At 71.0% G+C, this 11,919-nt stretch carries 16 protein-coding genes; all 16 read left to right on the forward strand.

The window, feature by feature from the left end:
- Nucleotides 1-7: 7 nt before the first annotated feature.
- The 16 genes from AFL01nite_RS11055 to AFL01nite_RS11130 all read left to right on the forward strand — a co-directional run bounded on the left by AFL01nite_RS11055 (nucleotide 8) and on the right by AFL01nite_RS11130 (nucleotide 11,832).
- Complete coding sequence (locus AFL01nite_RS11055) at nucleotides 8-889, forward strand: segregation and condensation protein A (protein WP_246119689.1); 882 nt, start codon at nucleotides 8-10, stop codon at nucleotides 887-889.
- On the forward strand, nucleotides 876-1,565 hold the full coding sequence (scpB, locus tag AFL01nite_RS11060; RefSeq protein ID WP_146827740.1) for an SMC-Scp complex subunit ScpB: 690 nt from the start codon (nucleotides 876-878) through the stop codon (nucleotides 1,563-1,565). Before AFL01nite_RS11055 ends, scpB begins: the two co-directional genes overlap by 14 nt.
- Nucleotides 1,558-2,286, forward strand: coding sequence for a pseudouridine synthase (locus tag AFL01nite_RS11065; RefSeq protein ID WP_146827741.1), 729 nt, complete (start codon nucleotides 1,558-1,560; stop codon nucleotides 2,284-2,286). The genes scpB and AFL01nite_RS11065 overlap by 8 nt, the downstream gene beginning before the upstream one ends.
- The gene (locus tag AFL01nite_RS11070) at nucleotides 2,283-3,347 is read left to right on the forward strand and encodes a prephenate dehydrogenase (RefSeq protein WP_146827742.1); all 1,065 of its coding nucleotides are present in this window, start codon (nucleotides 2,283-2,285) and stop codon (nucleotides 3,345-3,347) included. The genes AFL01nite_RS11065 and AFL01nite_RS11070 overlap by 4 nt, the downstream gene beginning before the upstream one ends.
- 10 nt (nucleotides 3,348-3,357) lie before the next feature.
- Nucleotides 3,358-4,017, forward strand: coding sequence for a (d)CMP kinase (gene cmk / locus AFL01nite_RS11075; RefSeq protein WP_146827743.1), 660 nt, complete (start codon nucleotides 3,358-3,360; stop codon nucleotides 4,015-4,017).
- Between the two features lie 184 nt (nucleotides 4,018-4,201).
- Entirely contained in the window at nucleotides 4,202-4,678 is a 477-nt protein-coding gene (gene rpsP / locus AFL01nite_RS11080; RefSeq protein ID WP_146827744.1) for a 30S ribosomal protein S16, read from the forward strand.
- 2 nt (nucleotides 4,679-4,680) lie between these two features.
- The gene (locus tag AFL01nite_RS11085; RefSeq protein ID WP_146827745.1) at nucleotides 4,681-4,932 is read left to right on the forward strand and encodes an RNA-binding protein; all 252 of its coding nucleotides are present in this window, start codon (nucleotides 4,681-4,683) and stop codon (nucleotides 4,930-4,932) included.
- An 8-nt stretch (nucleotides 4,933-4,940) separates the two neighbouring features.
- Nucleotides 4,941-5,456: a ribosome maturation factor RimM gene (gene rimM / locus AFL01nite_RS11090; protein ID WP_146827746.1), complete on the forward strand. Its 516-nt coding sequence runs from the start codon at nucleotides 4,941-4,943 to the stop codon at nucleotides 5,454-5,456.
- Entirely contained in the window at nucleotides 5,456-6,145 is a 690-nt protein-coding gene (trmD, locus tag AFL01nite_RS11095) for a tRNA (guanosine(37)-N1)-methyltransferase TrmD (protein WP_146827747.1), read from the forward strand. The genes rimM and trmD overlap by 1 nt, the downstream gene beginning before the upstream one ends.
- Before the next feature lie 116 nt (nucleotides 6,146-6,261).
- Entirely contained in the window at nucleotides 6,262-7,488 is a 1,227-nt protein-coding gene (locus tag AFL01nite_RS11100; RefSeq protein WP_146827748.1) for an ammonium transporter, read from the forward strand.
- A 178-nt stretch (nucleotides 7,489-7,666) separates the two neighbouring features.
- Nucleotides 7,667-8,017 (forward strand): 50S ribosomal protein L19, encoded by a 351-nt coding sequence (gene rplS / locus AFL01nite_RS11105; protein WP_146827749.1) that lies wholly within the window; start codon nucleotides 7,667-7,669, stop codon nucleotides 8,015-8,017.
- Nucleotides 8,018-8,089: 72 nt separating this feature from the next.
- Nucleotides 8,090-8,752: a signal peptidase I gene (gene lepB / locus AFL01nite_RS11110; protein ID WP_146827750.1), complete on the forward strand. Its 663-nt coding sequence runs from the start codon at nucleotides 8,090-8,092 to the stop codon at nucleotides 8,750-8,752.
- Nucleotides 8,753-8,802: 50 nt separating this feature from the next.
- Nucleotides 8,803-9,459 (forward strand): signal peptidase I, encoded by a 657-nt coding sequence (lepB, locus tag AFL01nite_RS11115; RefSeq protein WP_146827751.1) that lies wholly within the window; start codon nucleotides 8,803-8,805, stop codon nucleotides 9,457-9,459.
- Nucleotides 9,456-10,178, forward strand: coding sequence for a ribonuclease HII (gene rnhB / locus AFL01nite_RS11120; protein ID WP_222593503.1), 723 nt, complete (start codon nucleotides 9,456-9,458; stop codon nucleotides 10,176-10,178). Before lepB (AFL01nite_RS11115) ends, rnhB begins: the two co-directional genes overlap by 4 nt.
- Nucleotides 10,175-10,483: a DUF2469 domain-containing protein gene (locus AFL01nite_RS11125; RefSeq protein ID WP_146827753.1), complete on the forward strand. Its 309-nt coding sequence runs from the start codon at nucleotides 10,175-10,177 to the stop codon at nucleotides 10,481-10,483. Before rnhB ends, AFL01nite_RS11125 begins: the two co-directional genes overlap by 4 nt.
- A 5-nt stretch (nucleotides 10,484-10,488) precedes the next feature.
- Nucleotides 10,489-11,832: an MFS transporter gene (locus AFL01nite_RS11130; RefSeq protein WP_146827754.1), complete on the forward strand. Its 1,344-nt coding sequence runs from the start codon at nucleotides 10,489-10,491 to the stop codon at nucleotides 11,830-11,832.
- The last annotated feature ends 87 nt before the right edge of the window (nucleotides 11,833-11,919 follow it).

Here is an 11,919-nt window from a genome sequence, read left to right on the forward strand (position 1 = left end):
GCCTGCGGTGTCCGTCGCCGAGCCGGCACCCACCGACGCGCCCGACGCCGGCTTCTCGGTCACGCTGGGCAACTTCGAGGGGCCCTTCGACCTGCTGCTGCAGCTGATCTCCAAGCACCAGCTCGACATCACCGAGGTGGCGCTGTCCGTCGTCACGTCGGACTTCATCGCCTACACGCGTGAGCTCGAGGACGACCTCGAGCAGACCACGAACTTCCTGCTGATCGCGGCGACCCTGCTCGACCTCAAGACGGCGCGGCTGCTGCCGCAGGCCGAGGTCGAGGACGAGGAGGACCTCGCCCTGCTCGAGGCCCGCGACCTGCTGTTCGCCCGGCTCATGCAGTACCGCGCCTTCAAGACCGTCGCCGCCATCTTGGCCGAGCGCTTCGAGAACGCGCTGCTGCGCCACCCCCGTGCCGTCACGCTCGAGCCCCGGTTCGCGTCGCTGCTGCCCGAGGTCGAGATCCGTGCCACCGCCCAGGACCTCGCCGCCCTCGCGGCCGCCGCGCTGGCGCCCAAGCAGGTGCCGCTCGTGTCGCTGGCGCACCTGCACGCGCCGTCGGTCAGCGTGCGCGAGCAGGCGCACCTCGTGGTCGACCGGCTGCGCCGCGAGCGCTCGCTCACGTTCCGCGCCATCACCCAGGACGCGCCCGACGGCCAGACGAAGGTCGCGCGATTCCTCGCGCTGCTCGAGCTGTTCCGCGAGGGGATGCTGTCGTTCGAGCAGGCCGAACCGCTCGGCGAGCTGACCGTCCGCTGGACCGGCAGCGACGACGGCGACATCGACGTGGGCGACGAGTTCGACGAGCCGCTGTCGGCCGACGACGACGCCGGTACCGCACCGCTTGCGGAGGACGAGACGACCGGAAGTGACGATGACCGAGACTGACGACCAGGGCCTCACCGCGCCCGCCGAGCCCGAGCGACCGCCGGTCGAGCTGCGCCCCGCCCTCGAGGCCGTGCTGATGATCGCCGACGAGCCGCTGGAGCACCTCGTGCTCGCGCAGGCCGTCGGGCACCCGCCGGCCGACGTCGAGCAGGCCCTGCGCGCGCTCGCCGACGAGTACACCGAGCAGGGCCGCGGCTTCGAGCTGCGCGAGCTGGCCGGCGGCTGGCGGTTCTACAGCCGCGAGGACTACGCCGACGTCGTCGCGGCCTTCGTGCTCGAGGGACAGCAGGCCAAACTCAGCCAGGCGGCGCTCGAGACACTCGCCGTGGTGGCGTACCGCCAGCCCATCAGCCGTTCGCGCATCTCCGCGATCCGCGGCGTCAACGTCGACGGCGTCGTGCGCACGCTGGTCACCCGCGGGCTCATCACCGAGCTGGGGCACGACGGCGAGTCCGGCGCGATCCTCTACGGCACCACCAACTACTTCCTCGAGCGGATGGGCCTGGGCGGGCTCGACGAGCTGCCCGAGCTCGCTCCGATGCTGCCCGACCTGGAGGACCTCGACAGCGAGCTCGAGCGCGTCGCCCAGCAGACCGCCGAGCGCGAGGCCGTTCCCGCCGAGGGCGAGGCCGCGCCCGAGGCCGGCACCGAGTCGAAGGAGGGCACCGATGGCTGAGCCGATCCGCCTGCAGAAGGTGCTCGCGGCCGCCGGCGTCGCCAGCCGTCGCCGCTGCGAGGAGCTCATGGTCGAGGGCCGCGTCGAGGTCAACGGCGAGATCGTCACCCAGCTGGGCGCGCGCGTCGACCCCGTGGGCGACGTGGTCCGCGTCGACGGCAAGCGCATCCCACCGCCGTCCGACCACGCCTACGTGATGCTCAACAAGCCCCGGGGTGTCGTCAGCTCCATGGCCGACGAGCAGGGCAGGCCCGACCTGTCCGGCCTGCTCGAGGACCGCACCGACCGGCTCTTCCACGTGGGCCGGCTCGACACGGACACCTCCGGGCTGCTGATCCTCACCAACGACGGCGACCTCGCGCACCAGCTCGCGCACCCGTCCTTCGAGGTCACCAAGACCTACGTCGCCCTGGTCGACGGCACGGTCGCCTCCGCCCTGGGCCGGAAGCTGCGCGGGGGAGTGGAGCTCGAGGACGGCGTCACCGCCGTCGACCGCTTCCACGTCCTCGACCGCAGCCGCGGCAAGAGCCTCGTCGAGCTCGACCTGCACAGCGGCAAGAACCGGATCGTGCGCCGGCTGCTGCACGAGGTCGGCCACCCGGTGCTGGAGCTGACGCGCACCGCGTTCGGTCCGCTGCGCCTGGGCGACCTGCGGTCCGGAGCCCTGCGCGACCTGTCCCGTGAGGAGCTCGGAGCGCTCTTCGATAGCGTGGAGGCATGAGTGCCGACCGTCCTGACGCCGTCGTGCCGGGTCCGGTCCTCGTCGTCGGCTGCGGCCTGATCGGCACCTCCGTCGCCCTTGCGCTGCGCGACCTGGGGGTGACCGTGCACCTGCGTGACGCCAGCGCCTCGCACGTCGAGATCGCCGCCTCCGTCGGTGCCGGCAGCCCCGATCCGGTGGTGTCCCCGGCGCTCGTCGTCGTGGCGGTGCCGCCGGCGGCCGTCGTCGACGCCGTGCGCGCGGCGCTCGCGGAGTTCCCCGAGGCCGTCGTCACCGACGTCGCCAGCGTCAAGGGCCCGATCTGCGCGGCCGTCACCGATCCGCGCTTCGTCGGCGGTCACCCGATGGCGGGCAAGGAGCGCTCCGGCCCCATGGCCGCCTCCGGCCTGCTCTTCGAGGGCCGTGCGTGGGCGGTGGTCCCCACCGCCGACACCGATCCCGAGGCGCAGGCGCTCGTCGAGCGAGTCGCGACCTCGGTCGGAGCCGTCGTCCGCCGGATGGACGCCGAGTCCCACGACCGGGCCGTGGCGCTCGTGTCGCACGTGCCGCATCTCGTCTCCGCCCTGACCGCCGGCCTCCTGACCGAGGCCCCCAGCGACGACCTGGCGCTCGCCGGCCAGGGCCTGCGCGACGTCATCCGGATCGCCGGCAGCGACCGCGGGCTGTGGGTGGACATCATCGGCAGCAACGCCGACCAGGTGGGGGGCATCCTCGACGACCTTGCCACGCGTCTCGACGACCTGCGGTCGGCGGTGCGCAACGCCGACGGCTCGGTGGGCGAGCACCTCGACCGCGGCCGGGCCGGCGTCGCCCGCGTGCCGGGCAAGCACGGCGATCAGCCCGCGGAGATCGCCACCGTCTTCGTCTCCATCGACGACACCCCGGGCGAGCTGTCTCGCCTGTTCGCCGCCGTCGGCAACGCCGGGGTCAACATCGAGGACATGCGCATCGACCACGAGCTCGGCCGCCCTGTCGGCGTCGTCGAGGTCGTGGTGCAGGCCGGCGTCGCCGAGCACCTGCTCACCGCCCTGACCGAACGCGGCTGGGCCGCGTTCCGCTGAGGAGAGATCCATGACCGACGTCATCGCCATCGACGGCCCCTCCGGGTCGGGCAAGTCCAGCACCTCGCGCGGGGTCGCCTCGCGGCTGGGCTTCGCCTACCTGGACACGGGGGCGATGTACCGCGCGATGACCTGGGCGCTGCTGCAGCGGGGAGTCGACGTGCACGATCCCGCCGCCGTGGCCGCCGCGGCCCGTGAGGTCGTGCTGACCTCGGGCACCGACCCGGCCGCGCCCACCATCGCCGCCGACGGGGTCGACGTGTCCGAGCCGATCCGCGGTGACGAGGTCACCTCGGCGGTCAGCCCGGTGGCGACGGTGCCCGAGGTCCGCGAGCAGCTCGTGGCCCTCCAGCGGGACGCGATCGCCCGGGCGACGGGCGGCATCGTCGTCGAGGGGCGGGACATCGGCACGGTCGTCGCCCCGGACGCGTCGCTGAAGATCTACCTCGTCGCCGACCCCGTCGCCCGCGCGCAGCGGCGTGCCGCCGAGCTGGGTGTCGAGGACGCCGAGGCGATGCGCGAAGCCCTGGCCCGGCGCGACGCGATCGACTCCAACCGTGCGGCGTCGCCCCTGGCGCAGGCCGACGACGCGGTCGTGGTCGACGGCACCGACCTCACGCTCGACGAGGTCATCGACCGCATCGTCGGCCTCGCCACCGCGTCGGCCTGACGCGGTCGGCCGCCCGCGCGACGCGGGTTGGAGCCCGGGGCCGACGTCTGGCAGAATGGGGGATTGCGTCCGGAACCGATGGGCCCTCTCTCCCGTCGGACCCGGCCCCAGACGACGACCGGCATGCCCCACACGCCGGTTCCGAATCACCCACAGATCGATACTTCAAGGAGACACCACACTCGTGGCAGTCAAGATTCGCCTCAAGCGGATGGGCAAGATCCGCACGCCGTTCTACCGCATCGTCGTCGCCGACAGCCGCACCAAGCGTGACGGCCGCGTCATCGAGGAGATCGGCACGTACAACCCCAAGACGGAGCCGTCGACCATCAACGTCGACTCCGAGCGCGCCCAGTACTGGCTCGGCGTCGGCGCGCAGCCGACCGAGGCCGTCGCGGCGATCCTCAAGCTGACCGGCGACATCGGCGGCAACGCCACCCTCAAGCAGCCCGAGCCCAAGGCCGACAAGGCCGAGGCGTTCCAGGCCGCGCTGAAGGAGCTGCACGCCGAGCCGAAGAAGTCCGCCACCACGAAGGCCAAGAAGGCCGACGCGAAGGCTGACGAGCCCCCCGCCGAGGAGCCCAAGGCCGACGAGGCGCCCGCCGAGGAGCCGAAGGCCGACGAGGCCAAGGCCGAGGACACGAAGGCCGACGAGGCCTGATCATGGCCGCCGTCATGCAGGAGGTCGTCGAGCACCTCGTCGCCGGCATCGTCGACAACCCCGACGAGGTCCAGGTCCGCTCCAAGCAGACCCGCCGCGGCGAGCTGTTCGAGGTTCGGGTCAACCCGAACGACCTCGGCAAGGTCATCGGTCGTCAGGGTCGTACGGCCACGGCGATCCGCACCGTCGCATCGGCCATCGCCGGTGCCGACGGAGCGCGGATCGACTTCGTGGACGTCGACCGGCGCCGCTGAGCACGATCATGCGCGTCGTCGTCGGTCGGATCGGCCGTGCCCACGGCATCCGCGGCGACCTCACCGTCGAGACCAGGACCGACGAGCCCGAACGGCGTTTCGCCGTGGGCTCGTCGGTCCTGTGTCGTGGTGGCACGTTGACCATCACCTCCGCCCGTGAGCACTCGGGCCGGCTGCTGGTGTCGTTCGCCGAGGTCCCCGACCGCACCGCCGCCGAGCAGCTGCACGGCGCCCTGCTCGAGGTCGAGGTCGACCCCGACGAGGTCCCCGACGACGACGAGGCCTACTACGACCGCCAGCTGATCGGCCTGACCGTCCTCGTCGACGGCCAGACCCGCGGCACGGTCACCGAGGTGCTGCACCTGCCGGCGCACGACACCCTCGTGCTCGACCTCGACGGCCGCGAGGTCCAGGTCCCGTTCGTCGAGGCCCTCGTGCCCGACGTCGACCTGGACGCCGGCACCGTGACGGTCGAGGACCGCCCCGGCCTGCTCAACCCCGAGGACGCGGACGAGGTGCGCTAGTGCGCATCGACGCGATCTCCATCTTCCCCGACTACTTCGCGCCGCTGGACCTGTCGCTGCCGGGCAAGGCGCGCCGCGCCGGCCTGGTCGACTTCACGGCCCACGACCTGCGCGGCTGGGCCACCGATCGCCACCGCACCGTCGACGACACGCCCTACGGCGGCGGCGCCGGCATGGTGATGAAGCCCGAGCCCTGGGGTGAGGCGCTCGACGCCGTCTGCACCGACGCTGCCGTACTCATCGTGCCCACGCCGTCCGGCGCCCCCTTCACCCACGCCGACGCCGTCGATCTCTCCGGTGCCGAGCACCTCGTGTTCGCCTGTGGCCGCTACGAGGGCATCGACCAGCGCGTCATCGACCACGCCGCCACGCGCTGGCAGGTCCGCGAGATCTCGCTGGGCGACTTCGTCGTCAACGGCGGAGAGGTCGCGGCTCTGGCCATCATCGAGGCCGTGGTGCGCCTGATCCCGGGTTTCATGGGCAACCCCGAGTCCCTCGCCGAGGAGTCCCACGCCGACGGCCTGCTGGAGTACCCCGTCTACACCAAGCCGGCGCACTGGCGTGACCTCGACGTCCCCGAGGTCCTGCTGTCGGGCGACCACGGCCGGATCGCCGCGTGGCGCCGCGAGCAGTCCCGGGCGCGCACGCGGCAGCGTCGTCCCGATTTAACACACGACGCCGGCGAGTAACACGCCCGTAACGGCGGCGGAGGCCGGACGTAATCGGCCATGAGCAGTATCGGTTCAGCGTTGCGACAAGGGAGTTCGCGCGCTGCTCACGTGTTACCTACTGCGAAGAGGTTGATATGGAACCCGGGACGATCTGGCTGCTGATCTGCGCAGCACTTGTTCTCTTCATGACGCCCGGCCTGGCGTTCTTCTACGGCGGACTCGTCAAGGCCCAGAGCGTCATCTCGATGATGATGTTGAGCTTCGGTGCGATGGGCCTGGTCTTCGTGCTGTGGATCCTCTACGGCTTCAACATGGGCTCGGCCGGCGAGTCCGACCTCATCGACGGCTGGCTGGCGAACCCGTTCTCGGACTTCGCCCTGCAGGACCTCGCGACCGGTGACGGCGCGTCCGGCCTGGCCGGCGTGGCCTTCGGCTCGACGTTCGCGGTGATCACGACGGCGCTGATCTCGGGTGCCGTCGCCGACCGCGCGCGCTTCTTCCCGTGGATGCTGTTCTCGGGCCTGTGGGCCACGATCGTCTACTTCCCCTCGCAGGGCTGGGTCTGGGGCTTCGACGACGAGGGTCTCACCGGCTGGATCGGCACGCTCACGATCGGTGACGCCGTCCCGATCGACTGGGCCGGTGGCACGGTCGTCCACATCAGCGCCGGCGCAGCGGCCTTCGCCCTCGCCCTGGTGCTCGGCAAGCGCACGGTCGGCTTCAGCAAGGACGCCGCCGAGCCGCACAACGTCCCGCTCGTCCTCATCGGCGCGGCCATCCTGTGGTTCGGCTGGTTCGGCTTCAACACCGGCGCGGCGACCGAGAGCGGCCTCGGCGCGCTCATCTTCCTGAACACGATCGCCGCGCCGGCCGCGGGCGTGCTCGGCTACATCGTCGTCGAGCACTTCAAGGACGGGAAGCCGACCGCCGTCGGCGCCGCCTCGGGCATCGTCGCCGGCCTGGTCGCGATCACCCCGTCGTGCGCCAACCTGTCGCCGTTCTGGGCGATCGTCCTGGGCCTGCTGGCCGGTGCGGTCTGCTGCTTCGCGATCGACCTCAAGTACAAGCTCGGCTACGACGACTCGCTCGACGTGGTCGGCCTGCACCTGGTCGCCGGCTTCATCGGCTGCCTGTACCTGGGCTTCTTCGCCACGGACACGGGCCTGTTCACCGGTGGCAACCTGGAGCAGCTCGTCGCCCAGATCATCCCGTCGGTGTTCGTCGCGGTCTACTCCTTCGCCGTGGCCTTCGGCCTCGGCAAAGCGATCGACGCCACGATCGGCTTCCGGGTCACCGAGGACGAGGAGGTCGCCGGTCTGGACAACGTCCTGCACGGCGGCGCCGCCTACAAGTTCGACTGATCACGCACCACCCGCGACGCCCCGTCCCCGATTTCCTCGGGGGCGGGGCGCTGTGGCATCATGGAGTGCTGGTGCCGGACGACTCTGCCACGAGGGAGTCCCCACGCAGCACCACCCGAAATCTTCGAGCAACACCGACATCCGCCAGGTGACTTGTGGCACCGGCGAGGAGAGAACCATGACGAACGTCATCGACCAGATCGCCGCGCAGAGCAAGCGTGACGACGTGCCCGACTTCCGCGCCGGCGACACCCTCAAGGTGCACGTCAACATCGTCGAGGGCAACCGCTCGCGTGTGCAGATGTTCCAGGGCGTCTGCATCAAGGTGCAGGGCTCGGGCATCGGCCGCACCTTCACGGTCCGCAAGGTCAGCTTCGGCGTCGGCGTCGAGCGCACCTTCCCGCTGCACTCGCCCGTGATCGAGAAGATCGAGATCTTCACCCGCGGTGACGTCCGTCGCGCCAAGCTGTACTACCTGCGCAACCTGCGCGGCAAGGCCGCCAAGATCAAGGAGAAGCGCGAGGTCTGATCCCCGCCCTCCCGACGACCCCGCTCCTGCGAAGGAGCGGGGTCGTTGTCGTTGCGTGGCTAGGATCGCGGCGTGACCCACCCGCGTGCCGCTCGTCGTCGGCTGCCGCGGTGGCTCGAGTCGGTGGGGTTCGTCGCCGGCACGCTGGTCCTGGCCCTGTGCGTCAGGGCGTTCGTCCTGCAGGCGTTCGTCATCCCGTCCGGCTCGATGGTCCCGACCCTGGCGAAGAACGACCGCATCGTCGTGGAGAAGTGGTCGTACTGGAACGACGCACCGCGCCGGGGCGACGTCGTCGTGTTCGCCGACCCGGGCGGCTGGCTGCCCGACGAGGGCCCGCCCGCGCCCTGGCAGCGCGGACTGCAGGCGATCGGCCTGATGCCCGCGGGCGGCCACCTCGTGAAACGGGTGATCGGTGTCGCCGGCGACGAGGTGCGCTGCTGCGACGCGCGCGGCCGCACCCTGGTCAACGGGTCGCCGGTCGACGAGACCTACCTCGCCTCCCGGGCCGCCAACGCGCGGAAGACGTTCCAGGTGACGGTCCCGCGCGGTCGGCTGTGGGTCCAGGGCGACAACCGCGGGAACTCGCAGGACTCGCGGTACCGCCTCGAAGCGGGCGACGACGGCTTCGTGGCGACCGACCTCGTGGTCGGCCGGCTGTGGTGGCGGACGTGGCCGCTCGACCGCTTCGGCCGGACCGGCGGGACCGACGCGTTCGACGACGTCCCGCGTCCGTGACGCGGCCACCGTTGCGCGGATCGTCCTGACCCAGCCGGTAGGCTCATTGGGTGCCTGAGGAGAAACGTCAACTGCCGCTCTGGCAGGAGTCCCTCCTCCTGGTGGCGACGGCCCTCGTGCTGGCCCTGATCGTCAAGACCTTCTTCTTCCAGGCGTTCTACATCCCGTCGGACTCGATGGTCCCGACGATGGTCAAGGACGACAAGCTCCTCGTGCAGAAGTGGTCGTACTGGTCCGGCGGACCCGAGCGCGGCGACATCGTCGTCTTCCGGGACCCGGGCAACTGGCTCGGTGAGGACCTCGCCGACGAGTCGTCCAACGCGGTCCAGCGCGGCCTGGAGCTGGTCGGCCTGTTCCCGTCCGGCGGCCACCTGATCAAGCGGGTCGTCGGCGTCGGTGGCGACCGGGTCGTGTGCTGCGACGCCGAGGGACGCACGACGGTCAACGGCGAGCCCGTCGACGAGCCCTACCTGGCCGACCAGGACGCCAACGCCGACCAGACCTTCGACATCAAGGTGCCGAAGGGCTACCTGTGGGTCCAGGGCGACAACCGCGGCAACTCGGCCGACTCGCGCGCCCATCTCGGAGAGCCCGGGGGAGGATTCATCGCTGACGACGACGTGGTCGGCAAGGCATGGTTGAGGGTGTGGCCGTTCAACCGCTTCGGAGTGATCTCCGGCTCGGACGCGTTCGACGAGGTCCCGTGAGCGCGGCGCCGTCGTTGCGGGTCGAGCGTCGCCTGCTGCGCGAGGGGCGCACCGCGCTGGCCTGCAGCGACGAGGTCGGCCGCGGCGCCCTCTCCGGACCCGTCACGATCGGCATGGTCGTCGTCACCGAGCAGACGCGCACCGCGCCCCAGGGCGTCCGCGACAGCAAGCTGCTGACGCCCCAGGCGCGCGAGGCCTTGGTGCCGAGGATCCGCCGCTGGGCACCGATCCACGCCGTGGGGCACGCCAGCCCGGCCGAGATCGACGAGTACGGCATCATCGCGGCGATGCGCCTGGCCGGGCACCGCGCCCTGGCCCAGCTGGCGGTGCGCCCCGACGCGGTCCTGCTCGACGGCAACCACGACTACCTCACCGTCCCCGGCCAGTCGGCCCTGTTCGGTCCGCCCGACCTGCGCGACGACGTGCCGCCGGTGACCACGATGATCAAGGCCGACCTGCGCTGCGCCGCCGTGGCCGCGGCCAGCATCCTGGCCAAGACGACGCGCGACGCGATGATGGTCGCGCTCGCGGCCGAGCATCCCCAGTACGGCTGGGACGTCAACAAGGGGTACTCCGCGCCCGAGCACATCGCGGCGCTCGCGGAGCACGGGCCGAGCGTCCACCACCGCCGCTCCTGGTCGCTGCCGGGGTGCGGTCCGCAGCCGGAGGCGCCGGTTACGATGACCGACACGACGACGCGGGAGGTGGTGGCCGGGTGAGCGCCGAGGACCTGGAGCGGTACGAGAACGAGATGGAGCTCGCGCTCTATCGCGAGTACCGCGACGTCGTCTCGATCTTCAAGTACGTCGTCGAGACCGACCGCCGGCTCTACCTGTGCAACGCGGTCGACGTGAAGGTGCGCTCGGAGTCCGGCGACGCCTACTTCGAGGTGACGATGGCCGACGCGTGGGTGTGGGACATCTACCGCCCCGCCCGATTCGCCAAGAACGTGAAGGTGCTGACCTTCAAGGACGTCAACGTCGAGGAGCTGCAGGACTCCGACGTGAAGCTGCCCACCGCCTGACGGTCATGTCGTCCGATCCCCGTGCACCCGCCGACGGCGCGCGGACCTTCGGCCATGTCCTGGTGAACACGCTCGTCGCCAACGTCACGACGAGCTTCCTGTGGTTCGCCCTGACCTTCTGGGTCTACCTCGAGACCCGCTCGGTCCTGGCCACCGGCGTCGTCGGCGGAGCGTACATGCTGATGCTCGCGGTCTTCTCGATGTACTTCGGCACACTCGTCGACCGGCACCGCAAGCGCGACGTGCTGCTCGGGTCGAGCCTCGTGACGATGGCCGCCTTCGTCGCGGCCGGAGCGCTGTACGCCGGGGTGGGCCCCGATGCCATCGTCGACATGACGGGGCCGTGGTTCTGGCTGTTCTCGGGCATCGTGCTGTTCGGTTCGGTCGTCGAGAGCCTGCGCAACATCGCGCTCTCGACGCTCGTGACGCTGTTGATCCCCGAGGACCGACGGGACCGCGCCAACGGACTGGTGGGCACGGTCCAGGGCCTCGCCTTCATCGTCACCAGCGTCTTCAGCGGGCTCGCGATCGGGCAGCTGGGCATGGGCTGGACCCTGTTGATCGCGAACGCCCTGACGGTCTGCACCGTCATCCACCTGTTCTTCGTACGGATACCGGAGGAGCGTCCCGCAGTCGACGTGGACGGTCGCCGCCCGACGGTCGACGTCCGCGGCGCGCTCGCGGCGATCGCGCTGGTGCCGGGGCTGTTCGCGCTCATCGTCCTCACGACCTTCAACAACCTCGTCGAGGGCGTCTTCATGGCGTTGATGGACCCGTACGGGCTGACGCTCTTCACGGTCGAGCAGTGGGGCTTCGTGTTCGGGGTGGCGTCGACGGGGTTCATCATCGGCGGCCTCGTGATCGCCCGCTGGGGCCTGGGTGACAACCCCCTGCGCACGATGCTGGTGGTCCTGGCCGTGCTGAGCGTCGTCAACGCGACCTTCACGCTGCGCGAGTGGCCCTGGCTGGTCGTCGCGGGGATCTGGGTGTTCCTGCTGCTGATGCCCGCGGTGGAGGCCGCGGAGCAAACCATCATCCAGCGCGTCGTGCCGTTCGCCACGCAGGGTCGGGTGTTCGGCTTCGCGCAGGCCTTCGAGGCGGGGTCGGCTCCGGTGACCTCGTTCCTCATCGCGCCGATCGCGGAGTTCTGGGTGATCCCGATGATGGAGTCCGACGCCGGCGCGCAGCGGTGGGGCTGGCTGGTCGGTGCCGGCGACGCGCGCGGCATCGCGCTGATCTTCTTCTTCGCCGGGCTGGTCATGCTGGTGATCTCCCTCGCAGCGTTCGGCACGCGGTCCTACCGGGTGCTGTCCGAGCGCTACCGGACCGGCGCGACCGCGGACACCTGACGGTCCGTCCACAGGCGGGTCGTCGGGCGAGCACGTGTCCACAGGGGCCCTCGGACCCCTACTCGCGGCGGTCACGCGCCGCGAGGC

The sequence above is a fragment of the Aeromicrobium flavum genome, from assembly GCF_007992115.1.
Classification (GTDB): domain Bacteria; phylum Actinomycetota; class Actinomycetes; order Propionibacteriales; family Nocardioidaceae; genus Aeromicrobium; species Aeromicrobium flavum.

What these genes read in the sequence shown, in the direction of transcription:
- scpB (WP_146827740.1), top strand. Translation starts at nt 876, where the DNA reads ATGACCGAGACTGACGACCAGGGCCTCACCGCGCCCGCCGAGCCCGAG.
- AFL01nite_RS11065 (WP_146827741.1), top strand. Translation starts at nt 1,558, where the DNA reads ATGGCTGAGCCGATCCGCCTGCAGAAGGTGCTCGCGGCCGCCGGCGTC.
- AFL01nite_RS11070 (WP_146827742.1), top strand. Translation starts at nt 2,283, where the DNA reads ATGAGTGCCGACCGTCCTGACGCCGTCGTGCCGGGTCCGGTCCTCGTC.
- cmk (WP_146827743.1), top strand. Translation starts at nt 3,358, where the DNA reads ATGACCGACGTCATCGCCATCGACGGCCCCTCCGGGTCGGGCAAGTCC.
- AFL01nite_RS11085 (WP_146827745.1), top strand. Translation starts at nt 4,681, where the DNA reads ATGGCCGCCGTCATGCAGGAGGTCGTCGAGCACCTCGTCGCCGGCATC.
- rimM (WP_146827746.1), top strand. Translation starts at nt 4,941, where the DNA reads ATGCGCGTCGTCGTCGGTCGGATCGGCCGTGCCCACGGCATCCGCGGC.
- AFL01nite_RS11100 (WP_146827748.1), top strand. Translation starts at nt 6,262, where the DNA reads ATGGAACCCGGGACGATCTGGCTGCTGATCTGCGCAGCACTTGTTCTC.
- rplS (WP_146827749.1), top strand. Translation starts at nt 7,667, where the DNA reads ATGACGAACGTCATCGACCAGATCGCCGCGCAGAGCAAGCGTGACGAC.
- AFL01nite_RS11130 (WP_146827754.1), top strand. Translation starts at nt 10,489, where the DNA reads ATGTCGTCCGATCCCCGTGCACCCGCCGACGGCGCGCGGACCTTCGGC.